Origin of the sequence: Paracerasibacillus soli, from assembly GCF_042432965.1 — a bacterium.
Classification (GTDB): Bacteria; Bacillota; Bacilli; order Bacillales; family Amphibacillaceae; genus Paracerasibacillus; species Paracerasibacillus soli.
Window position 1 is genome coordinate 24,129 of the sequence record NZ_JBHLWL010000036.1, and the last position, 23,896, is coordinate 48,024.

Consider the following 23,896-nt stretch of genomic DNA (forward strand, 5'->3'; position numbering starts at 1 on the left):
CGTCTATTAAGAAAAGTATGGATATTTTTTTACAGCAACTTCCCAGGCAGTAAAAAATGCTTCAACTGTTTCATACCTTTTTTCTTTGTCTTTTTCAACCGCCTTTAATGCCACCTCATAAAGTTCACTACTTGCATCCCACTTTTTGATGGATCGATCAAGTTCACCACCAAGTAAACCAAATGCGATCGCACCTAAGTTGAATACGTTCGTTCTCTCGTCAATCTTTGCACCTAATTCAAATTCTTCGGGTGACATAAATCTGGAAGAACCCCATAATCTTCCCATCGTATTGATATAGGGCTTACTCTTATAGAGATCAATGTCACAAATCATGGTGCGATTATTATTAAAATCATATAAAATACTGCCATCATAAAAATCAATCGCAACAAAATGTCTTTTTTCAACGTGAACATGAAATTCAAAAATACAATTCAAAGATGCTAAACGAAGCTCAATGGGTAGTTGTTTAAAACGGAAATATGGTGAATCAGGATGCGTATATTTTTCTGGTGGTGGAAAGGACCAATGGGAATGAAGGCACTCCCCATTAAACCATTCGAATACTAGCGCATATCCTTCAGATACTTGGAAATGATCAATTAGTTTAACTACATATCGATGTTTCAATTCCTTATAAAGCGAGATAGATTGCTTTAGTCTTGCGACAGCGTCTTTTGGTTTTCCTGAATAGCCAATCGTCTTTGCCCCTGCATATTTAACAAACTTCTTAACACCATGCCTTTCTACACCGAAGCAGATGTTACCAGAATCCTGTTCATCAAAAATGCAAAACACTTTGCCAAGCATGGCAAGCCACTCAAAATCATGCTTTTCTTTTAATCGGAATGAAATACCATCTAAAGTCATTTTTTGTATATTATTCATTTAAAGCCTCCAAGTTCTTTTTCGTAACAAACACATTCGTGCACGCGATTGAATTTACTTTTCATCTTTTCTTTATCTTCCCCGACATAATGTGTAAATGCTTGTACAGGCAGTAAATTGGGAAGCTCACTCTTTATGTTTCCTTCCAGTTCAATTTTATTTAAATACACATGCAAATAAGAATTAACTTTATGAAATCCGTTCTTTTCATACCATTTGTTGACCCAATCATCATCTCTTGTCCAAGCTTCGAGACGATTTAAATTTTTTTCCATTGCTTTTCGTTCCGCTTCTTGTAGTAAGCGTTTGCCAATTCTCTTTCTACGGAAGTCCGGATGTACTGCGACGTGCCAAATCATGCCACCAAGACCTGTTCCCCTTGAACAAACAGTACCTTCCATTCGTTCATATTCTATATCCAATAGTCCGACAACTTGTCCTTCAATTACCGCAACTAATTCAATAGACGGGTTTTCGTATTTTTCTTTCTTCTGCAGCACGTGATCAAAATATGCCGTGTCAAGGAACGATAAAACTCTACAACGAACCCAACCAATTTCATCATGTGGATGATATTCTCTAATTTCCATTTTTTCTCCTCTTTCAAATGAATTTTACATTATAAATGTCATTGCGTGTTTGAGGAGCTCCTTCCAAAATAAAGAAAGACCTTCGTCATATACGAAGGTCTTAACAAATTTCCATGATATTTCAAGTTTATGAAATATAAGAATCGTTGTAAGAAGGGGAAAGAGCCACCGTATTTATTTTGAACCTAAATATGCAGTTTGAATATTTCATTTCAATCCCCTCCTCTTCCATTTCGTTATCTAAAATGATAACAGAATTTAATAAAAAGTAAATCGTTTCATGAAGATTCGTAAGCATAATATAAATTTATTTTTGTGTTGCTTGTTTGTAATAATATTGAGTTGAACGAATCATGGTAAGATAATATGTATAGTAATGTGTTCAAATATATCGAAAGTGGGTCGTAATATGAAAACAGAAAAAGCTAAAATGATAGCCGGAGAAATGTATAATCCAGCAGATTCGGTGTTGGTAAAGGACCGCGAGAATGCGAGGCGACTTGTGAGATTATATAATCTAACGTTAGAAACAGAAGAAGAAAAGCGTACTAGTTTATTAAACGAATTACTTGGTTCAACTGGAAAAAATGTGTATATGGAACCAAATATAAGGTTTGATTATGGCTATAATACATATGTAGGAGAAAACTTCTTTGCAAACTTTGACTGTACTATTTTAGATGTTAGTGAAGTACGAATTGGAGATAATTGTATGCTTGCACCTGGAGTACAAATCTATACAGCAACACACCCACTACATCCAACTGAAAGGAATTCCGGTAAAGAATATGCTAAACCAATTACAATCGGAAATAATGTGTGGATCGGCGGAAATGCAATTATAAACCCAGGGGTAACGGTAGGTGACAATGTCGTTATTGCGTCAGGTGCAGTAGTTACGAAAGATGTGCCAGATAACGTTGTAGTTGGTGGTAATCCCGCAAAAGTGATAAAACAAATTGAAATATAATGATCGAACATAGGCGAATTAGAAATGAGATTTTAAGGTGAAGAAAATACAGAACAATAAAAAGGAAACTAGTACAAAGGGGGGGCAGACCCTCTTTGTAAATGTAGGTTAGGGGGTTAGACACTTTGGGTGTTCTAGCTTCTTTATTTTCTTAAGCTAATAACCCAAATATAGAACACTTGTTTCTGTTATGCGGTTTTGCTATACTATGAATAGATGTTCATCATAGAAAAGTCTCCACAAAAAACAAAGGAAGTGTTTGTTGTGGCACAAGTTCAATTACGATATGCGTATTCTTTTAATCCACTCAACATCATGAATGAGGACTTCGCAAACTATCATAAAAAAACTGCTAGTAGATGGCAACAAGAAGATATGGCACTAAATAAGTTGATGGATTTGAAAATAGATTATGCATTTAAGCAATTATTTGGTAGTGAAGAGAATAAGCATATCATTATTGCATTTTTGAATGCTTTTTTACAAAAAGCGGATAGAAGTCGAATAATAAATATTATTTGTCTAAATACAGAAGCTAGTTATGAGTACACAGATGAAAAATTGTCGACTTTAAATTTACTAGTTGAAACAGAGCAAAGTGAAGAGATTAGTATAGAGATTCAATTTCCAAATAAAAATAATATAGTGAAGCATTCACTTTTCTATTGGTCTAGGTTATATGCTAAATCATTTAGAAAGAGCATGAATGATAATGAGATACTACCAGTGGTATCGATTCATATTCTAAATGAACATATATTTGATCAAACCGAACGGTTCCATACAATATATCATTTGTATGAAGATAGAGATAAATTCAGATTGACAAATGAGGTGGAAGTTCATTTTATTGAAATGCCAAAGCTATTAAGAGATTGGAAGAGGGAAAAGCTGTATCCATGGAATGATGTTTTTGTTCGCTGGTTGTTAATATTAGGCATGGTTGACGGGCGCAAAGGAGTAGTGCATGAGGATATTTATAAAACATTAAGAGAGATTGCAATGCATGATAAAATCTTATATTCCGCACTAGTGCGCTGGAGAAATTTAAGTGTGACAGAAAAAGGAATTCGTGCTTATGAATCCCGTTTGAAATGGATTTTAGATGAGGAATCATCCAATCAAGCGTGAGATAATGTCCAATCAAAATGAGATGAAAATGATGTAGTGGGATTAGCAGTCAGTAAGCGTTCGATTTGTCCAACTAAAATCATTAGTGAAAGGGAAAAAACAACTGATTTGGTTCCCTTTATAGGATAATATCCTTCCTCAGATGTAGCAGCTAGTTTGTGATATATTTTTTTGCGTAATATTAGATTAATTGACGTTAATAAGATGTGCAATGTAAACTATCATTATATAATGACTGAAAGCGCCTTCTAGATGAGACGCTTTTTTACTTTGTATCATGGATGCAAAGATGGAGGAGCCATTAAGTTATGATTTAAATCTAAAATGAGGTGGGAAGATATGTCGACTAATGAAATTTATCAACTCATTGCCATATTCATTTATATGGCAGGAATGCTAGTTATTGGTTGGTATGCATATCGACGTGTATCAAACTTGCATGATTATATGCTAGGGGGACGGTCTTTAGGTCCTGCGGTTACAGCGCTTAGTGCTGGGGCAGCAGATATGTCTGGCTGGTTATTAATGGGGTTACCAGGTGCTATTTATGTCTACGGTCTTGGTGAAGTATGGTTAGCAATCGGTTTAACAATCGGAGCGTATTTAAATTGGTTGTTTGTTGCACCACGGCTTCGTACTTATACACAAGTTTCAAATGATTCGATAACAATTCCAAGTTACTTAGATAATCGGTTAAAAGATAATTCAAAAATAATTCGTATTGTGTCAGGCATTATTATACTTGTTTTCTTCACGTTTTATGTATCTTCGGGAATGGTAGCAGGCGGGGTCTTTTTTGAAAACTCATTTGGATTGAGCTATCATACTGGCTTACTGATTGTGTCTGCAGTCGTTATTGCCTATACGTTATTCGGTGGATTTCTTGCAGTTAGTTATACTGATTTTGTCCAAGGTTTAATCATGTTTTTAGCACTCATCCTTGTCCCGACTTTTGCAATTTATTTAACAGGTGGCGTATCGGAAACGGTTAATTCCATACAAGCTGTTGATCCTAAATTATTAAGTTTATTTGCAGGTACAACTACTGCTGGCATTATTTCATCTGTTGCATGGGGATTAGGTTACTTTGGACAGCCTCATATTATCGTTCGATTTATGGCAATCAAGTCTGTAAAAGAGACGAAGCAAGCGAGAAGAATTGGAATTGGTTGGATGTTTCTTTCCCTTTTAGGTGCGATTTTGATTGCTTTAATTGGCGTTGCCTATTTTCAGCAAAATCCGAGCTCTTCACTTGCGGACCCAGAAGCTGTTTTTATTGTAATGGGACAAGTGGTATTTCATCCATTTATTGCAGGAATCGTACTTGCTGCTGTGTTAGCAGCAGTAATGAGTACAATATCTTCTCAGCTCATTGTTACTTCATCTGCGCTAGTCGAGGATTTATACAAAGCTGTTGTGAAGCAGAATGCATCTGAAGCAAGGTATGTACTATTGGGGAGAGTTTCTATTTTAATCGTTGCAATGGCTGCCTTATTCTTTGCCTGGACAAAAAATGAGACGATTTTAGATCTTGTAGCATTCGCCTGGGCAGGTTTTGGTGCATCATTTGGCCCAGCAATTTTATTATCACTTTATTGGAGAAAAATTACTACTACTGGAACGCTTAGTGGAATGGTAGTGGGTGCTATTACAGTTATCATTTGGGGAAACTCAAAATTTCTATCTGGTCTTTTATATGAAATCGTTCCTGGATTTGCGTTAAGTTTGATTGTGACGGTTATCGTGAGTCTTGTCACGTATAAACAAAATGTAGAAATTGAAACTGAGTTTAATGAGACTTTGGAGTTATTGGAAAGAGAAAAGTAATGGGAATAAGATAATTTGCGGGAGAAAAGATGACCTTTTTTGTATGCAAGCAAGGTCATCTTTTCTATTGTACGTATGGCTACTTTACCTTGAGCGACTTCAAAAAGGATAAGCGTGACTAAATCGGAAAATATCTTGATGTGGAACTTGTCTTTTTAATGTTTGAAGAGGGCGTTTTTTGGGGAATCAGCCGTATGATTAAGCATAATGTTAGAGATTTGTTGCGGAATCGGTCCATAATAAAATAGTAATAACGGAAAGGAGTTGTTTATTTTGGTACAATCCTTAAAAGGAAAAGTTGCCATCATTACAGGTGCAGGAAAAGGTGTTGGTAGAGCGGTAGCATTGGCCTTAGCAGCTGAAGGTGTCCATGTAGGTTTACTTGCACGAACGGAAGCAGATTTAAAGCTCGTCGCAACTGAGGTAGAAAAACTTGGTTCAAAGGCTGCTTATTCTTCTGTTGATGTTTCATCACAAGAACAAGTAGAACAAGCTATTCAAAAAGTTACTTCAGAATTAGGAAAGGCTGATATTTTAATTAATAATGCAGGTATTGGGAAGTTTGAAACACTTCTAGAAATGGATCCGGAAGAATGGAAACGGATCATTGACGTCAATTTAATGGGACCATATTATGTTACACGTGCAGTTTTACCACAATTAATAGAAAAAAATAGTGGAGATATCATTAATATCTCGTCTACGAATGGATTAGGTGGTGCAGCTACAGCTAGCGCATACAGTGCTTCTAAATTTGGCGTAATTGGATTAACGGAATCATTGGCACAGGAAGTACGAAGAAATAACATCCGTGTAACAGCATTAACTCCTAGTACTGTAGCAACAGACCTTGCATTAGATTTGAAATTAATTGAAGCAAATGATGATGAAAAATATATGCAACCAGAAGATATTGCAGAATTCATCATTGCCCAATTAAAATTACATCCACGAATTTATCTCAAAACTGCGAGTCTAATCGCAACCAACCCATTCTAAATAAAAACTTGGTGTTTCATTAAGAAGGAATACCAGTTATGCAATCGCTAAAAAATAGTATGCCAATTAACATCTTCATTGGTATGCTATTTTTTTGTGATTATCCCAATTCATATCAAACGTAGAAAATAGTGTGGAAATAAACAACGGTCTTTATTTAAAGCTTCATCTTAGTAAAGATTGCGATTGATTTTTGTTACATTCAATGAGTGAAACATAATCCTAAGGTAAATCGTACTAAAAGTAATAACAACTATAAGAAAATGAAGTAATGGAAATAAATGAGTTTACTATGTATTGTTTTGGATTGTATAACGAGAGAGGTGACGTTATTGAGGGATTGGTGGAAGAGAAAAAAGGAAAAGACCCGGAAAAGCAAAAAACGTGATGATTCTTATACATTTTGGGATTTTATTTTAGATGTGTTATTTTGGATACCTGAGTTAATCTTATTTCCATTTAGATTGATATTTTGGTCGTTAAGAGGTATAGGTAGATTAGTAAGTGATTTATTTGATATTGTCTAAGTAGTTGTGAAAGTAGCAGGTGTTATTTCTGTGATGAGTTGTTGTTTAGAAAATATGCAAAATCTGCTGTTGTATACGAGTTAAAGTATAGATATTCAAATGATGATGAAGCTATTATAAAGTACATGCAAAATGTGTATGATTGAGAGGATTAGGAAGCGTATGACAAGTAAAGAGAGAAGCGCACAAATGGTGAATAGAATGGAAGATGTATTTCAGTGTCCACTCTGTAAAAGTCCAATAAAGGTAGTAGATTTAAAAAGCTTGATTTGTACAAACAATCATACATATGATTTTGCAAAACAAGGATATGTGAATATGATGGCGCGACCAGTGAAGAGCCATTATGATAAACAATTGTTTGCGGCAAGACATAAAATTATCGCCGAGAGTAAATTGTATACAGAGGTACATAAAAAGATTTCAGAAGTTATGAGGAAACATGTGAATGGTAAGGAAGAGTCTATTAGAATTTTCGATGCTGGTTGTGGAGAAGGTTCGCATTTACAACAGATCGTGAACGAATGTAAAGATGATAAAATAACTGGAATTGGATTAGACATTTCAAAAGAAGGAATTGCATTAGCTGCGAGAAACCATAAAGAATCAATGATTTGGCTTGTTGGTGATTTAGCAAGTTCACCATTTACAGATCAATCGCTTCAAACTGTATTAAATTTCCTTTCGCCTGCAAATTATAAAGAGTTTAAAAGAATTTTGGCCCCGGGTGGATTGATGATAAAGGTAGTTCCACGCACGCATTATCTAAAGGAATTGCGGGATGAGATATTCGGGAAGACTGATAAGGAATCGTATGAAAATGATAAAACTGTATCACTTTTTCAAACGCATTTTGATCTAGTGAACCAGATAAAACTAAACTATACAAAAAAGTTAAGTAAAGCAGAATTAATAAATTTAGTACATATGTCCCCACTTGCATGGAATTCGGATGAAGCAAAAATAGCAACATTTTTAAATCAAGATTTTAGAGATATTACAATTGACTTAGACATTTTGGTTGGGATAAATAATGGAGAAAGCGAAAATAGGTGATCTAATCCCCTCTAACTAACGTTGAAGATGTGAGACGATGGCTATTTAAATAGATATGTATTATAGAAGGACTTTTTAACGACGATCTTTGTAATTAAACAAGGATCTTTTTTTTATTGTAGATTTGTTGTAATGCGCAAAAGGGCTAGATCTTAGCTCCAGACAAAATGATGAAATATAAAGTAAATATTAAAACATTTGCTATAAGCTTAAAATATAAAAAATGTTTTCCGATATTAGGTTAAGTACCTATATTTTATCTGTTAAAAGTACTGGAGTTACATGATAAGTATGAGGATAGGAAGGTTGTTGTCTGTCATTCTCCATGAGCCAATATATTTATTACGTTTCTCGCTTCATATTTCAAAAATAAAAAATGAGAGGTGTATCAAATGAAAAGATTATTTCAATTAGATAGTATACGTAAAAAAATCATGTTTAGCTTTTCAATCGTATTAGTTTTAGTTTTCCTACTTGGTGGATATAATTATCTTGCGATTAAGGCGTTAAACAGTAATACGAGTGAAATTGTGGATCAACAACTTCCGCTTTTAATCTCAGATGAAAAGATTGCATTGGATATGGCAGAGAGAACGTCATTAGCGCGCGGATATTTACTATATGGGGATCCAGAGTTGAAGAAGGAATTTGACAATTCAATTGAAGCTAGTATTCAGCTTGAAGAGGAAATCTTGAAACAAAGCAACTCTGAAAAAGTGAAGCAATTGATGGAAAAGAGAGGAATATGGGGAGAAAAATTAAATCAAGTATTTGAGCAATATGATACTGGAAATAAAGAAAAAGCTATGAAAATAATGACGGATGAGGTAAAGCCACTGGAAGATGAAATTCTTAGTGGTTTTAAAGAGATGACCTCCTTAAGGGAAACTGCTATTGCTAAGACAGGGAAGATGACGAAGAATTATGGAAGAGTTTCTTTAGGAATAGATATAGCCATCACGATATTAGTATTCTTACTTGCTGTTATTGTGTCGTTCAAAACTGCTAGAGTTATCTCAAAACCTATTAATGCTGTAAAAAACAAAATGAGAACCATTGCCACTGGAAATCTTAGTGAGGAATTATTACAACTTCAATCTAATGATGAAATTGGTCAACTGGTAAATGCAACAAATGAAATGACAAAAAATACGAGAACGTTATTAAATGAAATATATACAGTATCTGAAACTGTTTCAAGTCATAGTGAGGAATTGATGCAGTCTGCAAATGAAGTGAAGACGGGAACAGAACAAGTTGCAATCACAATGGAGGAATTAGCGACAGGCTCTGAAACACAGGCGAATAGTGCAAGTGATTTAGCTTCGATTATGGGAACATTTATAAATAAAGTAGAAGAAGCGAATGAAAATGGAGATAGTATACAAGAAAATTCCAGTAGAGTACTAGATATGACGACGAATGGAAGCGAGCTTATGAGATCGTCAACGGAACAAATGAAGAAGATAGATATTATCGTGAAAGATGCAGTAGAAAAGATGCAAAACCTTGATAAACAATCACAGGAGATTTCAAAGCTTGTTTTGGTTATTAAAGATGTTGCCGATCAAACAAATCTATTGGCCTTAAATGCGGCAATTGAAGCTGCTAGAGCAGGCGAGCATGGTAAAGGGTTTGCAGTTGTGGCTGAAGAGGTAAGGAAATTGGCCGAACAAGTTGCTTTGTCTGTTCAGGATATTACAAAGATTGTAGCAAATATACAGACTGATACGGACCTAGTTGCTAACTCACTAAATAATGGATATATCGAGGTTGAAAAGGGTACTACTCAAATTGAAACGACAGGCGAAACATTTAATGAAATTAGTTCAGCTGTTACGGAAATGGTACAAAGTATTCATAGCGTAACAAAGAATCTCTCTGAAATGGCGACTAATAGTCAGAAAATGAATGGGGCAATAGAAGAGATAGCATCTGTGTCAGAACAGGCTGCGGCTGGAGTTGAACAAACAGCGGCATCTGTACAGCAGGTTAACGGTTCAATGGATGAAGTAGCTGAAAGTTCTGGACAGCTATCTAATATGTCTGAGGAGTTAAATAATCTTGTAAGCAAATTTAAATTATAAGAAATAGTTTAGAAAGATTGTGTTATTTAGCATTTACTTATATTAAACAGCAATTTGGCTGGTGTGAATACGGGATGAAGACCGGACTCATGCCTGCCAATTTTGCTTTGTATAAATAGTAACGATAGTAATACGTAATTTTAAACTCATTTAATGGTAAATCGCGATAAAGTTAATTGATGCATATTCAAAGGCTTAACGAAACACTTCATACAAAAGAGGAATATCACAATTCATCTCAGTGCAAAAATAGGTACTGGTTTGTTTTCTATTCTAGTGTACAAATAGCGTATTTTATTTGTCTGGTGTTTTATGGATCACTTTAAAAAAGTGTGAGAAACCTTCATTTAAAAGAAACTCTAATACTTGATTGACATGTGTTAAATCGACGGTGTCAGTATGAAGTAAGATTTGAAGAACCATCCCATCAATTCCCGCCATTGTCCAAGTTGCTACGGCCTTTGTGAGTGGGCCTTTTCTGGCATTGTATGCCTGAACAAATATCGCTTCTAGTCGATTAATCCAATCCTCATATTTTTCCTTGAATTTATGCTGGAGTTCTTCATTACCTAACATTGCTTCATGAGCTAAATAAAATTGTAGTCGATTTTCAGCATCCTTTTTAAAACGTTCTTGCATCCCCTCAAATATTTCTTGAATGATATTTTGTAACTCATCTTCAAGTGAAACAGTTGCAATTCTTTTTATTTCACTTAGACCTTCGTCCATCACGTCATATAAAATTGCTTCTTTTGAGCTGTAATAATGATAAATGGCACCCGTACTTACGCCAGCCTGTTCAGCGATACCACGGATTGTTGCGCCTTGAATACCATGTTCAATAATGATCGTTCTTGCAGCTTCTAAAATTTTTGTTTTGCCATCTATGCTCATATTATTGCTCCTCCCTATGTATGATAATTCATTATATCACAAACAAGCAAAATGATTTTACGGAAGGACTAGAGCCAGCTTCACGGGCAATTGACAGTAACAGAAAAGTTTGTTATACTTTTCACAAGGACATACCGAACGTTCGTTATGTCCATGAAATACTCGTTACTTTATATTTGCAATTTTATTTTTGTATGACTTGTCTCGTCTTAGCTTTGAAAATTACATAAAATGAAAGGAGAGGTATGTCATGTTCTTTTTTGAATCAATTCCTTGGTACAACGTTTTAATGTGGTTTGTCGTCTTTGGTCTACTTATCGGTTTAAATGAAGTTGTTCGTGCAAGTAAGTGGGGGAGCGTACTTATGTTCATGGTTTTGCCGGTCATATTAACACCTATTTGGTACTTTATGGCAGAATCTGAACTTACCTCATGGTTCCATTGGGTAAAAGTTTATTCAGCATTAGCTGGATGTTTGATCTATATGGTAATTCGATTTACAAATTTTCATAAAAAACATCCATGGTACCTTGTTCTCGTTCCGGCAATATTAGCAATTAATATTGCAGAAGCAGTTATCCGTGAATTTCAAGTTGGTGTGATGGGGTTTGAAGGAATAGTAGATGGCATGTATTATATCTCGGGTGGTTGGAATTATGTTAATGCGATTGCCGGAATCTTAAACCTTCTATTAATATGTGGTTGGGTTGGAATATTTGCAACTTCAGGTAAGAAAAAAGATATGCTATGGCCTGACCAAACAAAATTATGGATTATTGCGTATGGTGCTTGGAATATCGCTTATGTTTACGCATGTGCACCAGGAAATGCTTTTTATTCAGGGGTTGCTTTAAATATAGCTGCTACCGTACCAGCACTTCTATGGGCAAAAGGTACTTGGATGCAAAACCGTGCGCAAACACTTGCCTTTTGGATGATGTGGGTAATGACTATGCCATACTTTTTTGCAGTGGGAAGTACATTTAATGTGAGTGTTTCCTATAATCCTGCAGCAAACTGGACAATTGCACTAATAAGTTTAGCATTAAACGTAGTCCTTGCTGTATGGCAAGTTACACGGATTGTTAAATATCGACTCCATCCTTTGAAAGACGAACTATGGAAAGATACAAAGGAATACCAGGAGATTGCAGCATTACGTGAGGAACCAATGAATGAAAGCGCTACTGTTGGTTAGTATAGGGATCCATCTCATGATATAAATACAATAATATTTGTTAAACATAAAATAGGGATGATACCACTCAAGCTTCATCCCTATTTTAATATATGCGTGTTTATGTCAGCACAAATAAAAAGTCAAAAGTAATGGCCAGTTTCATTTCTTAATTCAAGGAATACACATCAAATTTTCTTAACTCTCTTGTGACTCGTGAAATCGGTAATCCGACAACATTATAGTAATCTCCGACGATTTGTTTTACAAACAATGCTCCCAAACTTTGAATACCATATGCACCAGCTTTGTCGTATGGTTCTTCTGAGGAGACGTATTTTTCTATTTCACCTTTTTCTAATGGCCAAAACTCAACCTTGGTTCGTTCTACGAAAGTTAATTCATCCGTAATCGAACGGATTGTGACCCCAGTGTATACATCGTGTACATTTCCACTTAAAGAAGCAAGCATTTGTATAGCTTCTTTTTTATTCTTCGGCTTGCCATATATTTGTTGATTGAATGAGACAACAGTATCAGCTGAAAGTATGACTTCTTGATCATCCATAAATGATACTTCCCGCCCTTTTAACATTGCTAACTGTGTTACTTTATCTGTAAGAATATTTGTTGTAATTTGGGATTCATTTGTATCTGCCTTTCTCACTGTAAAGGGAATCTGCGCTTGATTCAAAAGTTCTTGTCTTCTTGGTGAAGAAGATGCAAGGATAAGCTTTTTTGCCAAAAATATTTCCTCCTTACGCATTTAAATACTTTAATTTTATATTCATATGATAATGATAGCAAATAATCCTTTGTAAAGGAGGAAGGGATAACAAAAGATGCGCCCTTATTGTAAGTTGTTTCTCACAATGAGGACGCAGTTAGAGCAAATTTACATATTTTATTGAAAAGCCGTTTACAATCATGCTAGTTCCAATGCATGGGCATAATTGAAACGCTGATGGAAGTCTATTATCAATCTTCCCATACCTCGTCCATTAGCTCTTCAATTTCCTTCCGGCGTTTTTCTGTTTCATCTTTTAATATGCTAACATGTTCACCTTTTATTTCTACAATATCGCCTACGGAAGTATTTTTTGGAAAAAGTGACTTAGGAAAATCATTCGTCACCCCATCAATTTCAACCACAACAATATTGCCTTCGAAACGATCAATGATTCCTTTCAAAATTTCTCCCTCCTATTTTGGTACGAAAGAAGTTTGCGTTTTGTATGTTTTTCCTTTGTATTTAGCTGAAATGTCAATTTTTACTTTATAACCTTTTGCCGCTCGGCTAATTTTAACAGGTAAATCTTTTCCAACCTTTCCATTATAAGTAGTTTTGGTACTCTTATAATGAAAAGTAGCTTTATATGCTGTCCCTTTTGGTAACCCTTTTGTCGTAACATGGATTGTGCTGTATTGCTTAGGTTTAGTTGTATTTAAACTTGCTGTTAATTTATATTGCGCAACTTTTGCTGGAGCTGGCTTACTACTTTTGGATGTTGGTTTTTTATTAAACTTGAGCGTCTTTCCATTTGTAGTTGCAATGATTGTTCCCTGTTTATCCGTTCGCAATACTTTTATTTTGGACTTTTCCAATCTCTTTAATACCGTTGAAGTTGGATGACCATACTTATTGCCTTTTCCAACGCTAATGATTGCATAAGTAGGTTTTACTGCTTTCAGTAATGACGAACTAGTTGATGTTTTAGCCCCGTGGTGGCCAACTTTTATGACATCTGCTTTTAATGTTTGTTTTGATTTTACCATATCGGTTTCTGACTTAGTTTCGGCATCCCCAGTAAATAAAAAGGATTTTTTGCCATAAGTCACATGTAAAACTGCACTCCAATTATTTAAATCATTTTTAGCGTAAGTTTTAACGGGTGCGACAAATTTTGCATTTACGCCTTTTAAAGGTATTTTTACCCCCTTTTTAGCTGTTTTAATTTTAAGACCTTCTTTTTTTACAGCAGTTAAAAATTCTTTATACACTTTTGTAGTATGGCTTACTTTTGGTGCATAGACTGATTTTACTTTAAAAGCCCGTAAAATATCATCTAGACCACCTATATGATCGGCGTCTGGATGTGTTGCAATCATGACGTCAATTTTTTTCACCTTTTGCTTTTTAAGATAAGAAACGACCTTACTACCATTTTTATTCCCACCATCAATGATAATGTTTTGCCCTGCAGCTGTTTTTATGTAAATGGCGTCTCCCTGTCCAACATCGATAAAATGTACTTTCATTTCTTTCGTTGCGGCTTGAGTAGTAGGTACAGAACCATTTAATATAAGTATAATTGCTAAAAAAAGGGCTGATGTAAATTTAAATATTTTTGCTTTCATCTATTCTCCTCCTGTCTTCTAAAGTAATTTTACTCCTTTCTCCATGAGAATTATATAACTTTTTTATTGAAAACAGGATTTTTTTACTAGGAATCTCCTCCCCCTTACGCAAAATATTATGCCTTATATAAAAATACTGAATAAGGTATTAAGGATATATGATAAAATGTTAATAGAATCTGAAGGATATTTCTGGAATCCATACCAATGCAAGCGCGGTATGAATGAAACAAACGAATGAATAGGGAGCGAGAGGATAGCAAATGGAATTTAAAATTAATCAAGCCGTATCATCTAAAGTAACGTTTCCTTTGCGAGGGCAAGCATATTTGCAAGTGAATGGAAAAATAACAACATAAAAATTCAAATAGATAGTAAATCAAAGATCAAAATTTCCTCGAGATCCTTTGAAATGGGCGAGATAGAAGAAATACAGCAAGTGAAAAGTATATCTGGTGATGAAACATTAAGTGTAACTGTTGATGGGAACTTTATGAAAGAGGCTTTAAAAGCAATAAAGAAAGAAGAGGTCAGTTTAGGTTTAGGTGGTTCCATGCGACCTATTTTATTACGGCCAATTGGAGATGAGTCGCATATTCAACTCATTTCTCCTGTTAGGTCTCCAGTGGGAAAAGTACGAGTCTCGAGACCCCACAGCGAACGTTTTTTGTGAGCGAGGAGGATTGAGCAGTGCCCACGGGAAGCGTCCGCCTGGAATGAAAGGTAGGGGGTTACAAGGAAGTTAGAAAAGAAGAAAAGATAAGCCAAAAACAAGGCTCAAATATAATATACGAGGAGTAACGTCATGCTAAATAATATCATAACGGAACAATTGAAAATAACATATCCAATCATACAAGCACCGATGGCTGGGGGTATTACAACTTCAAAGTTAGTCGCGGAAGTTTCAAATGCAGGCGGTTTAGGTATGGTTGGAGCAGGCTATATGACACCCGCTCAGATACGGGAGCAAATGAGGGAAATAAAAACATTAACAAGTAAGTCATTCGGAGTAAATTTATTTGTTCCGAGTGAATTTGATATGGTAGAAGATGAAGTGAATTTCTCAAATCATGTACTCCATCCTATTCGTGAGCAATTGCAACTCGGAAATAATAAAACGACACCATTATCCGATTTTCAAGAAGTACGTCAAAAGTTTTATGAACAAGTACGTGTTGTAATAGAGGAACGTGTTCCAATTTGCTCTTTTACTTTTGGTATTCCTTCTGAAGAAATCATAGCTGAATTAAAAAAACACAACATTATTTTAATTGGCACCGCCTGTACTGTTCAAGAGGCACAAGTAATCGAAAAAAGTGGGTTTGATATTGTCGTTGTACAGGGAAGTGAAGCGGGTGGTCATCGAGGGGATTTTATAAAGGAAGGTGAGGGATCAATCGGTCTCATGTCAATGATTCCACAAGTAGTTGATCATGTAAACATTCCTGTTATTGCAGCTGGTGGAATCATGGACGGAAGAGGTCTAATTGCTGCACACTGCCTTGGTGCAAAGGCTGTTCAAATGGGAACGGCATTTTTAACTTGTATAGAAAGTGGGGCAAACGAGAATCATAAGGCTGCTATTCTTCAGGCTAAAGAAGATCAAACTGTTTTAACACGTTCATTTTCAGGTAAATGGGCTAGAGGAATAGAAAATAAATTTATCCATGATATGAGAGAACACGAATCGCTTTTCCCAAGTTTTCCTATTCAAAATGACTTAACCAAAGATATTAGGAAAGCTGCAAGTACAAAAAATAACCAAGCCTTTATGTCCCTTTGGTCAGGGCAAAGTCCTAGATTAGCAAAGAGTTATGCAGCTAAACGACTAATAGAAGATATAATGGCAGAAGCAAAGGAATTAATATAAATCGAGGATAATAGATTACTTTTACATAAAAAACCACCCAGCACAGTGAGGTAATGAAACTGTACCTCAAAAAAGTTCAGGGTGGTTTTCTTTATTCTAAGTTTAAAATTTGTGTTCTAACAAATTGGCTTACTTCGCTTGTTTTTCATACCAAGCGATGAAATTATTTACGACAGTATCTAAGAATTGAATAGTAGGCTCATGGGTTAATTGGCCTGCCTCATCCATTTTCTCATGTACAAGTCCAAGGTACACTTCATTTCCAGGTAGAAGTGGAGAGGAAACACCTGCAGAGAATAAAATATCACGTAAATGCTGTTGCGCACGGACTGTTCCTAGTAAACCCATTGATGCACCTACAATCCATGAAGGTTTACCAATCATCACTTTGTCAATACGGGATAGCCAATCGATGGCATTTTTTAATACTCCCGGAATAGAGTAGTTGTATTCTGGTGTTAGCCATAGTACAGCATCTGCTTCTTTTACTTTTGTCTTAAATGCAGTTACAGTTGCAGGTGGATTTAGTTCCATATCTTGATCATAAAATGGTAGATCCTTAATGTCTGCAATTTCAACTTCAATTTTTTCTTGATATCTATTTTGGATATATTGTGCTAATTTCAGGTTATAAGATTCTTTACGTATACTTCCTACAATTGCTACTATTTTCATGGTGTAATTCCTCCAATATGATGGTTTTTTTGTTTGTTTTTTGTAAAAAAGAGTGACAGATTTCTTGTTATTTAAAAGTCATATTTAGCATCTTGCTTTTCACGTATAGATTGGAATGCATCTGCTGTTAATATCGTATCTTCTATGAGACGTTCGATGCGAAATAGAACATCGTCATTTATAATTTCACCTTTTAAAAAGTCTTGTTCTTCTATAAAAGCATACTTGGGTACAATATGTGCTTCCATATAGGCTAATATTGGCTTAAGTTGTTGTTCTACAACTAAAAAGTGTTTCGGTGTCCCTGCAGTGACAACAATGCTAGCTACTTTATCACGAAATGCATGAACAGGTAACAAATCAAAAATATTTTTTAAGGTTGCCGGAATGGACGCTTGAAATATCGGTGTACCAATTATCATCGCATCAGCAGCCATCATTACTTCAGCAACGTATTTGGTGTCACCCCCGTATTCATGATAAATTCGTCCATCACTAAATTGTATATGATAATCTGCTAAATCCAATAGTTGTATGTCATGTTCAGGATACTTTTGCGTAAACATTTCCACGACTTTTTTCATGGATGTTTTTGTCTTCGATCCCACAATGGATCCAGATAAGGCGACGATTTTCATTTTGGCCTCCTCATTGTGATGTATGTTTTTTGATTGCAGGAATGATGTCCTGTCCAATCATTTCAATATTTTTCATTATCTTATCAAAAGGGACTCCACCAAAGTCGATTTGTGCCATAAAGCGTTGCATGCCATATAACTCAAATTGATAAAGGAGTTTCTCAATAATTAATTCTTTACTTCCGACCATGAGTGCGTCACGGTAATCAGTAGATTGGGCAAAATGTTGTTTTGGATAACCTGCACCACGAATTGCTTGAAACCCGACATTTAGATGAGGGTACATTCCTTGTAATGCTTCTTTTGTTGTATCCGCTACATAGAAAAGACTTGTTGTCCCAATTGGTAAAGTAGAAGGATCGAAACCACTGTTTTGTGCTGTTTCTCGATAAATATCAACAGATTGTTTGAAGTTCATCGCTGGTCCACCTAAAGTAGTAAGCATCATGGGAATCCCCATATGACCCGCTTTTATCGCACTTGCTGGAGGCCCACCTACAGCACGCCAAATTGGTAAGAAACCATTTTGAGGTTGTGGTAAAATCTCGGCATTTTGTAATGGGGCACGAAACTTCCCTTGCCACGATACGCGTTCTTCGTCATTGATTTGTTTTAAGAGTTCTAACTTTTCCTCGAAAATTTCTTCGTAATCTTGCAAGTCAACACCAAGTAGTTGATATGCACCTACCCGTGAGCCACGACCAGCGATAATTTCTGCACGACCATTTGAAATTAAATCTATCGTTGCAAAATCCTCATAGACTCGCACAGGATCCAACACACTTAATACAGTAGCGGAACTTGTAATTTTAATCTTTTCTGTTGCTTGTGCTATCGCACCTAAAATAACGGAATGACCTTGTGATGTAAAGTATGTTTGATGACTTTCACCAACACCAAATACATCAATGCCGGCTTGCTCAGCTAATTTACTAGCCTCTATCAGTTCTTGAATCCGTTGTTGTGGAGAAATACGAGTTCCAGTTAACGGGTTCAAAATATGATCACCTAAAGAGTAAAGGCCAAATTCCATTCCTGATGATGGGTTCATTCGATATTTTTCCATTATTATTCTACCCCCAAAGGTGATAAGTTTGCTTCAATTTCTGCACGGCGCCCCTCTAAGAACGGAGGTAAAGTTAATTTTGTACCTAAGTCTTCAATTTTTGCATCGACGGTAAATCCAGGCCCATCTGTTGCAATTTCAAATAATATGCCATTTGATTCACGGAAGTATAAACTATGAAAATAAAACCGATCAATAATACCGGAAGATTGAAATCCTCGTTTGCGGATTCTTTCATCCCAATCAATTAATTCGTCTTTATTTCTGGCACGAATTGCTACATGATGAATACTGCCTCTTCCTGGTTTTTCAATAGGTCCATCCATAGATTTTATCACAATTTCTCCAAATACTTCGCCAGTAACGGATTGAAAAATTGCTGCTTCCTCTGTTCGAGATACTTCTGTATAGCCAAGGACTTCCTTTAAAGTACGAGCCAATTTATTTAAGCGGCGTACGGTTATTTCGATTGTACCCATGCCTTGAATTTGATGTTCAACTGGAATAATCGCGTGTTCCCAAGCTTCCCAATGAGCAACTTTTTCACCATTTGCAACTAGAAGTACCATGCGTAAACCCTCTGTATCTTCAAAATGTAGTGCTGGTCGATCCGCATAAGTTGTAATATTGCTATGAGAGACATGGAACTTTTCAAAACGATTTTTCCAGTAGAGGAGACTCTCATGAGATGGCACGAGTAATCCAATTTGTGTGATGGCATTTGTACCACGATATGTTTGTCCGATATATGGCATTTCAAAAAAGGATAATTCTGTGCCTGGACTGCCTGTTCGGTCACCGTAAAACAAGTGATACATGGATGGATCATCTTGATTGACTGTCATTTTAACACGACGTAAACCTAAAATTTTATGGTAAAAGAAATGATTTTCCTTCGCATTTTTAGTTAGCATCGAAATATGATGATGACCTGGAATAGTATACAATTTCTTCACCCTTTATTTTGATTATGCAAGTGAAATTAAAAGTCACTTGCTATTTAATAACCTTTGTTCACTATTTTTTTGTACACGTGACATGAGGGAAAGCAATGTTTTTTGCTCTTCAACTGTCAAGCAATCTTCAAAAAATGAAGTTTGAAAGGCGAGCTGGGCTTGGAAGGCATTGTCCAATTTTGTTCTTCCCATTTCAGTTAAAGAGATTGTTTTTGTCTTCCATTCTTGTTTACGCTTGATTAAGGATTCTTTTTCAAGTCGAGAAAGCATTCGTGAGATCCCGCCTTGGGTTACCGTTACCTTTTCTGCAAGTTCACTTTGGGTTAATGGTTCAAAGTTTGAAATTTGCATTAATACATCAAATTGGGCAGTTGTTAAATCATACTGCTTTAAAAATTCATTTGATAATAAGTTGCTCTGGTGTGTAAATCGCATCATTCTTAACCATATAAGTGAACCACGTGTGTTTTTTTGCATGAAGAATCAACCTCCAACCATTATCACTTTACCACTCAAGTGATAATGATGCAAGTAATTGGTTTGTGATGAAAAAATTAGTGGTTGTTCGCTGTTCTATGAATGAATTGCCAGTCTATTTACTATTGAACCTATGTAGGTATGATTACTTTTAAGCTATTTTACAAGATATCACCTGTTTCAAATACAATTGATAATACGGAAATCAGCAAAACTATAACGGACAGGTGTTATGAAAGATAATAAAAATAGAGATTTATAAAGAAAATGAAATAACGTAAAACTTTTTGCAATAATGGAAGGTATATAGAGTAGACACTGGGAAAAGGAGGTTTGTGTGGTGTTTCAATCTGAGTCAGTCCAAATTAAAAAGATTAAAAAAGGTAACGAACAAGCATTTGCACGACTATATGAACAATATGCCGATTACGCCCTCCGTACTGCTTTTGCTATTACTAAAAATAAATATGATGCATCAGATGTTGTGCAAGAGACTTTTATCCGCGTTTATCGAAATATTCATAGCTTTGATATAAAGAGGCCATTTCGCCCATGGTTTTATCGCATTCTAATAAATGAATGCAAACGTCATCTTCATAAAAAAACTACTCACGCCATCATAGTTGAATCAACAGAAGTATTAGAATTTTTACATGCTAAGGGAATGGAATCTGTTCACGTCGAACATGTCATGTTGGCTTTAGAAAATTTAACTGAAGACGAGCGAACCCTGATCGTTTTAAAATACTTGGATGGCTTTAAGGAGAAAGAATTGGCAGAAGTGATGGAGTTGAATGTCAATACAATTAAATCAAGACTATACCGCGCGCGTCAGCGATTGAAGGCTATTTTAAGAGGAGGTGTTTTAGATGACTGAGGATGAAAAGTTTATAAGAGAGTTAACGGGTGCATTGAAAAATAGTACGGAAGAGGCTACTGATTTAAAAGAAGAAACATGGAAAAACATTCGTAGTGAATTATTTCCTACACAGATAAAGAAACGACCCTTTACATGGCGAAAAGGGATATTGGCAGCATGTAGTGGAATCGCCGTCATGACGATTATATTTTTTGCACTCGTAACAGATATGTTTACGGATGAAATCAAGATGAATCCAAATCAAGATTCCAATGATATAGATGAAGTGAAGGATCTTCCAGCACAAGATAATGATACAAAACAAGATCATAAAGAGACGGAAAAACAGCAGTTACTTGAGGAACGATTTCCTAAAGAAAAACAAGCGGAAATTGAAATGGAAGGAGATAAGTATCCCATAACTGTCCACTTAGCAACGAATGAGGAGTTACGTTATATCATTTATTATGATAAAGCATTCTATAAATTTGTTTCGGAGGCAGGAATAGATCGGATTGTTTCTATATCGGATGACCATGAATTAGATGTTCCAGAGGTAGCCATGGAAATTAAATATATATCAGAACAAACAGAGACAAAGGTTATTGAAAATATTAAAAACGGATTAAACAAGGAAGGATTTTTTATCTTAAGAGAAGAAAAAGTGGAAACACCAATAGATGGATATATGATTGAAGCTATCCAAGATGAAAATGGGGGAGTTTGGAATACAGCTGTTCATCGATATTATATTAAAAGCAATAAGGATGGAAGTTTATTCGTATTTAAACAAATGTTTTTCGTTGAAGCATTTGAAGGGCATGCGATTCGGTTTAATCAAATGTTAGAAAGCTTTCAGCAAATAGTAGATTAAAAGGGTGTGGGAGAGATGTGTGGATTCGTTGGCGTACTATTAAATGAAGGATTTATATTTAATCAAGAATATACAGTGGATATACAAAAGGCACATGAGCTGATAGGTCACCGCAGTTCTTACAGGAAATTATATGTTGATGATCCACACATGTCTCTAGTTTATGGTGGATTAAACGAGCGTAAACAAGCACGTAGTATTTTTCAAGGTAGTCGTTATACCGTCGTTATGGATGGGAAAATCTATAATGAATCTTATCTTCGCGATGTATATGGGAAAACAATGGATTCTCTCTCTAATCAATCGATAGCTGAATTTATTGCTCATTTATTTCATTTAGAAGGGACTCGCCTCTTTTCATTATTACATGGGACCTATACATTAATGATATGGGAAAAAGTAGAGAAAACTCTTTATGGCGTTCGGGACCAGTTTGGCAAAAAACCATTATATTATAAGGAAAATGAGATGGAATTTATTTTTGCATCTGAGAAAAAGTCAATCACCTATTTAACTGATGAACTTTTGATTAATGAAGAAGCGTTGCAACAATATTTATCATTTCAATATGTGCCTAGTCCATTGACGATGACAGAGGGAATTAAGAAGCTAAGCCCTGGATATTTCTTTATGAAGCGTTGGGAACAACCAGTGGAGTTATATCAATATATTAAACCGTCATTCAGACCTTATAATCGAACGAGTGAAATACAAATGGTCGAGCGAATTCAAGAGGTACTATTTGATTCCATAGGTACGCATTTACCTAAACATGGCACAGTTGGATCCTTTTTATCTGGTGGTATCGACTCAAGTTTTATAGCTGCTATCGCCCGGGAGAAGCGTCCAGATATCAAAACCTTTTCAGTCGGATTTATGGAGTCTGGTTATTCAGAAGTGGAATTGGCAAAACGAACAGCTGATGCATTAAATATCGACAATATATCATATATGGTTTCCGCTGAGGAATATGTGGAGCATATTCCTGAAGTTATCTGGCATATGGATGATCCTCTTGCTGATCCTTCATGTATTTCACTTTTTATAGGAGCAAAAGAAGCGAAGAAACATGTTGATGTTATTTTATCTGGGGAAGGCGCGGATGAGCTGTTTGGCGGATATAATATTTATCGGGAACCGAATTCTCTAAGATTTGTAACACAATTGCCCGATGCTATATTACAAATGTTTCTCCGGATTGCAAACATTATACCTGATGGTGTAAGAGGCAAGAGTTTCATGGAACGGGCAGCTACACCACTTCATAAGCGTTATATTGGTAATGCTAAAATTTTTGAAGAACAACAAAAACAACTATTTTTAAAAACGTTTCACGTAAATTATTCCTATGAAGAATGGACAAAACCTTTTTATCAAGATGCGAAAGATTATCATCCGGCTGAACAAATGCAATATATAGATTTAAACACGTGGCTGCCTGGAAATATATTGTTAAAGGCGGATAAAATGAGCATGGCACACGGACTGGATTTACGTATGCCGTTTTTGGATGAAGAGGTTTTTGAAGTTGCTAGAAGGATTCCGGTAGATAAAAAGATAGCGAACGGTACAACAAAAGCAATCTTACGAAAGTCAGCAATTGGAATTGTCCCAAATCATGTGATATATCAAAAAAAGTTAGGATTTCCAGTTCCTATTAATCAATGGCTAAAGCATGAAATGTACGGTTGGGCCATAGATTTAATTGAAAAAAGCGACACGGATTATTTGTTTGATAAGTCCTATATTAAAGATTTACTGCATCACCATAGATCCTCACGATTAGACCATTCGAGGAAAATTTGGACAGTATTAATGTTTATGGTATGGCATCAAATTTATATGGAAAAGGCATATTCTTTTATAGACTTCCCGAACGAGCAAGCTCGTGAGACCCTTTCTCTTCTGCCTTATTAGTAGAAAAAATAAACAGGTTAACTCTAACACAACATCTAACACAACATGTACCCG

General features: G+C 35.6%; 23 protein-coding genes and 1 pseudogene. 13 read left to right on the forward strand and 11 right to left on the reverse strand.

Annotated features, from left to right (window positions below; translation table 11 throughout):
• Nucleotides 1-6 precede the first annotated feature (6 nt).
• Nucleotides 7-891, reverse strand: a complete 885-nt coding sequence (locus tag ACFFIS_RS10275) for a protein kinase domain-containing protein (RefSeq protein WP_390187371.1) — start codon at nt 889-891, stop codon at nt 7-9.
• Nucleotides 888-1,481 (reverse strand): GNAT family N-acetyltransferase, encoded by a 594-nt coding sequence (locus tag ACFFIS_RS10280; protein ID WP_390187373.1) that lies wholly within the window; start codon nt 1,479-1,481, stop codon nt 888-890. The genes ACFFIS_RS10275 and ACFFIS_RS10280 overlap by 4 nt, the downstream gene beginning before the upstream one ends.
• Before the next feature lie 409 nt (nt 1,482-1,890).
• On the opposite strand from ACFFIS_RS10280, the gene ACFFIS_RS10285 reads away from it, so the two are divergent.
• The 7 genes from ACFFIS_RS10285 to ACFFIS_RS10315 all read left to right on the forward strand — a co-directional run bounded on the left by ACFFIS_RS10285 (nt 1,891) and on the right by ACFFIS_RS10315 (nt 10,078).
• Complete coding sequence (locus ACFFIS_RS10285; RefSeq protein ID WP_320378274.1) at nt 1,891-2,451, forward strand: sugar O-acetyltransferase; 561 nt, start codon at nt 1,891-1,893, stop codon at nt 2,449-2,451.
• A gap of 264 nt (nt 2,452-2,715) precedes the next feature.
• A complete protein-coding gene (locus tag ACFFIS_RS10290) occupies nt 2,716-3,582 on the forward strand; it encodes an Rpn family recombination-promoting nuclease/putative transposase (protein ID WP_320378275.1) in 867 nt (288 codons plus the stop codon).
• Nucleotides 3,583-3,921: 339 nt separating this feature from the next.
• On the forward strand, nt 3,922-5,409 hold the full coding sequence (gene putP, locus ACFFIS_RS10295) for a sodium/proline symporter PutP (RefSeq protein WP_390187375.1): 1,488 nt from the start codon (nt 3,922-3,924) through the stop codon (nt 5,407-5,409).
• A 273-nt stretch (nt 5,410-5,682) separates the two neighbouring features.
• Nucleotides 5,683-6,408, forward strand: a complete 726-nt coding sequence (locus ACFFIS_RS10300; RefSeq protein WP_320378276.1) for a 3-ketoacyl-ACP reductase — start codon at nt 5,683-5,685, stop codon at nt 6,406-6,408.
• Nucleotides 6,409-6,731: 323 nt separating this feature from the next.
• Nucleotides 6,732-6,935: a hypothetical protein gene (locus ACFFIS_RS10305; protein WP_390187506.1), complete on the forward strand. Its 204-nt coding sequence runs from the start codon at nt 6,732-6,734 to the stop codon at nt 6,933-6,935.
• A gap of 162 nt (nt 6,936-7,097) precedes the next feature.
• On the forward strand, nt 7,098-7,991 hold the full coding sequence (locus tag ACFFIS_RS10310) for a putative RNA methyltransferase (RefSeq protein ID WP_390187377.1): 894 nt from the start codon (nt 7,098-7,100) through the stop codon (nt 7,989-7,991).
• A gap of 392 nt (nt 7,992-8,383) precedes the next feature.
• Complete coding sequence (locus ACFFIS_RS10315; protein WP_390187378.1) at nt 8,384-10,078, forward strand: methyl-accepting chemotaxis protein; 1,695 nt, start codon at nt 8,384-8,386, stop codon at nt 10,076-10,078.
• Nucleotides 10,079-10,372: 294 nt separating this feature from the next.
• On the opposite strand, the gene ACFFIS_RS10320 is transcribed toward ACFFIS_RS10315, so the two are convergent.
• Nucleotides 10,373-10,972, reverse strand: coding sequence for a TetR/AcrR family transcriptional regulator (locus ACFFIS_RS10320; RefSeq protein WP_390187379.1), 600 nt, complete (start codon nt 10,970-10,972; stop codon nt 10,373-10,375).
• A gap of 250 nt (nt 10,973-11,222) precedes the next feature.
• On the opposite strand from ACFFIS_RS10320, the gene ACFFIS_RS10325 reads away from it, so the two are divergent.
• Nucleotides 11,223-12,170: a DUF5692 family protein gene (locus ACFFIS_RS10325; RefSeq protein ID WP_390187381.1), complete on the forward strand. Its 948-nt coding sequence runs from the start codon at nt 11,223-11,225 to the stop codon at nt 12,168-12,170.
• Nucleotides 12,171-12,318: 148 nt separating this feature from the next.
• Here the strand turns inward: ACFFIS_RS10325 and ACFFIS_RS10330 are convergent, their stop codons facing one another.
• The 3 genes and pseudogenes from ACFFIS_RS10330 to ACFFIS_RS10340 all read right to left on the reverse strand — a co-directional run.
• Nucleotides 12,319-12,894 carry a Maf family protein gene (locus ACFFIS_RS10330; protein ID WP_320378283.1) on the reverse strand — a complete coding sequence of 192 codons (576 nt, stop codon included), beginning with the start codon at nt 12,892-12,894 and terminating at the stop codon, nt 12,319-12,321.
• Between the two features lie 233 nt (nt 12,895-13,127).
• Nucleotides 13,128-13,340: a DUF3006 domain-containing protein gene (locus tag ACFFIS_RS10335; RefSeq protein WP_320378284.1), complete on the reverse strand. Its 213-nt coding sequence runs from the start codon at nt 13,338-13,340 to the stop codon at nt 13,128-13,130.
• A gap of 324 nt (nt 13,341-13,664) precedes the next feature.
• Nucleotides 13,665-14,507: pseudogene (locus ACFFIS_RS10340) on the reverse strand (ComEC/Rec2 family competence protein); the annotation flags it as partial.
• A 367-nt stretch (nt 14,508-14,874) separates the two neighbouring features.
• Here ACFFIS_RS10340 and ACFFIS_RS10345 point away from each other — a divergent pair.
• Nucleotides 14,875-15,180, forward strand: coding sequence for a hypothetical protein (locus ACFFIS_RS10345; RefSeq protein ID WP_320379727.1), 306 nt, complete (start codon nt 14,875-14,877; stop codon nt 15,178-15,180).
• Nucleotides 15,181-15,312: 132 nt separating this feature from the next.
• Entirely contained in the window at nt 15,313-16,380 is a 1,068-nt protein-coding gene (locus ACFFIS_RS10350) for an NAD(P)H-dependent flavin oxidoreductase (protein WP_320378285.1), read from the forward strand.
• Between the two features lie 129 nt (nt 16,381-16,509).
• Here the strand turns inward: ACFFIS_RS10350 and ACFFIS_RS10355 are convergent, their stop codons facing one another.
• The 5 genes from ACFFIS_RS10355 to ACFFIS_RS10375 form a co-directional block, all read right to left on the reverse strand.
• Nucleotides 16,510-17,055, reverse strand: a complete 546-nt coding sequence (locus ACFFIS_RS10355; protein WP_320378286.1) for an NADPH-dependent FMN reductase — start codon at nt 17,053-17,055, stop codon at nt 16,510-16,512.
• A 71-nt stretch (nt 17,056-17,126) separates the two neighbouring features.
• On the reverse strand, nt 17,127-17,693 hold the full coding sequence (locus ACFFIS_RS10360) for an NADPH-dependent FMN reductase (protein WP_320378287.1): 567 nt from the start codon (nt 17,691-17,693) through the stop codon (nt 17,127-17,129).
• A gap of 10 nt (nt 17,694-17,703) precedes the next feature.
• Complete coding sequence (locus ACFFIS_RS10365) at nt 17,704-18,759, reverse strand: LLM class flavin-dependent oxidoreductase (RefSeq protein ID WP_320378288.1); 1,056 nt, start codon at nt 18,757-18,759, stop codon at nt 17,704-17,706.
• A 2-nt stretch (nt 18,760-18,761) separates the two neighbouring features.
• Nucleotides 18,762-19,706, reverse strand: a complete 945-nt coding sequence (locus ACFFIS_RS10370; RefSeq protein ID WP_390187385.1) for a ring-cleaving dioxygenase — start codon at nt 19,704-19,706, stop codon at nt 18,762-18,764.
• A 42-nt stretch (nt 19,707-19,748) separates the two neighbouring features.
• Entirely contained in the window at nt 19,749-20,192 is a 444-nt protein-coding gene (locus tag ACFFIS_RS10375) for a MarR family winged helix-turn-helix transcriptional regulator (protein WP_390187387.1), read from the reverse strand.
• A gap of 340 nt (nt 20,193-20,532) precedes the next feature.
• On the opposite strand from ACFFIS_RS10375, the gene ACFFIS_RS10380 reads away from it, so the two are divergent.
• Genes ACFFIS_RS10380 through asnB form a run of 3 tightly spaced genes read left to right on the forward strand, consistent with a single transcriptional unit; the run spans nt 20,533 to nt 23,842 of the window.
• The gene (locus ACFFIS_RS10380) at nt 20,533-21,069 is read left to right on the forward strand and encodes an RNA polymerase sigma factor (protein ID WP_320378289.1); all 537 of its coding nucleotides are present in this window, start codon (nt 20,533-20,535) and stop codon (nt 21,067-21,069) included.
• Nucleotides 21,062-21,925, forward strand: a complete 864-nt coding sequence (locus tag ACFFIS_RS10385; protein WP_320378290.1) for a hypothetical protein — start codon at nt 21,062-21,064, stop codon at nt 21,923-21,925. Before ACFFIS_RS10380 ends, ACFFIS_RS10385 begins: the two co-directional genes overlap by 8 nt.
• A gap of 15 nt (nt 21,926-21,940) precedes the next feature.
• Nucleotides 21,941-23,842, forward strand: coding sequence for an asparagine synthase (glutamine-hydrolyzing) (asnB, locus tag ACFFIS_RS10390; RefSeq protein ID WP_390187388.1), 1,902 nt, complete (start codon nt 21,941-21,943; stop codon nt 23,840-23,842).
• The last annotated feature ends 54 nt before the right edge of the window (nt 23,843-23,896 follow it).

Excerpts from the sequence above, each read along its gene's own strand:
- ACFFIS_RS10315 (WP_390187378.1), top strand. The coding sequence starts at position 8,384 with ATGAAAAGATTATTTCAATTAGATAGTATACGTAAAAAAATCATGTTT.
- ACFFIS_RS10320 (WP_390187379.1), bottom strand. The coding sequence starts at position 10,972 with ATGAGCATAGATGGCAAAACAAAAATTTTAGAAGCTGCAAGAACGATC.
- ACFFIS_RS10310 (WP_390187377.1), top strand. The coding sequence starts at position 7,098 with ATGACAAGTAAAGAGAGAAGCGCACAAATGGTGAATAGAATGGAAGAT.
- ACFFIS_RS10325 (WP_390187381.1), top strand. The coding sequence starts at position 11,223 with ATGTTCTTTTTTGAATCAATTCCTTGGTACAACGTTTTAATGTGGTTT.
- ACFFIS_RS10280 (WP_390187373.1), bottom strand. The coding sequence starts at position 1,481 with ATGGAAATTAGAGAATATCATCCACATGATGAAATTGGTTGGGTTCGT.
- ACFFIS_RS10360 (WP_320378287.1), bottom strand. The coding sequence starts at position 17,693 with ATGAAAATCGTCGCCTTATCTGGATCCATTGTGGGATCGAAGACAAAA.
- ACFFIS_RS10285 (WP_320378274.1), top strand. The coding sequence starts at position 1,891 with ATGAAAACAGAAAAAGCTAAAATGATAGCCGGAGAAATGTATAATCCA.
- ACFFIS_RS10350 (WP_320378285.1), top strand. The coding sequence starts at position 15,313 with ATGCTAAATAATATCATAACGGAACAATTGAAAATAACATATCCAATC.
- ACFFIS_RS10355 (WP_320378286.1), bottom strand. The coding sequence starts at position 17,055 with ATGAAAATAGTAGCAATTGTAGGAAGTATACGTAAAGAATCTTATAAC.
- putP (WP_390187375.1), top strand. The coding sequence starts at position 3,922 with ATGTCGACTAATGAAATTTATCAACTCATTGCCATATTCATTTATATG.
- ACFFIS_RS10385 (WP_320378290.1), top strand. The coding sequence starts at position 21,062 with ATGACTGAGGATGAAAAGTTTATAAGAGAGTTAACGGGTGCATTGAAA.
- ACFFIS_RS10275 (WP_390187371.1), bottom strand. The coding sequence starts at position 891 with ATGAATAATATACAAAAAATGACTTTAGATGGTATTTCATTCCGATTA.
- asnB (WP_390187388.1), top strand. The coding sequence starts at position 21,941 with ATGTGTGGATTCGTTGGCGTACTATTAAATGAAGGATTTATATTTAAT.
- ACFFIS_RS10375 (WP_390187387.1), bottom strand. The coding sequence starts at position 20,192 with ATGCAAAAAAACACACGTGGTTCACTTATATGGTTAAGAATGATGCGA.
- ACFFIS_RS10365 (WP_320378288.1), bottom strand. The coding sequence starts at position 18,759 with ATGGAAAAATATCGAATGAACCCATCATCAGGAATGGAATTTGGCCTT.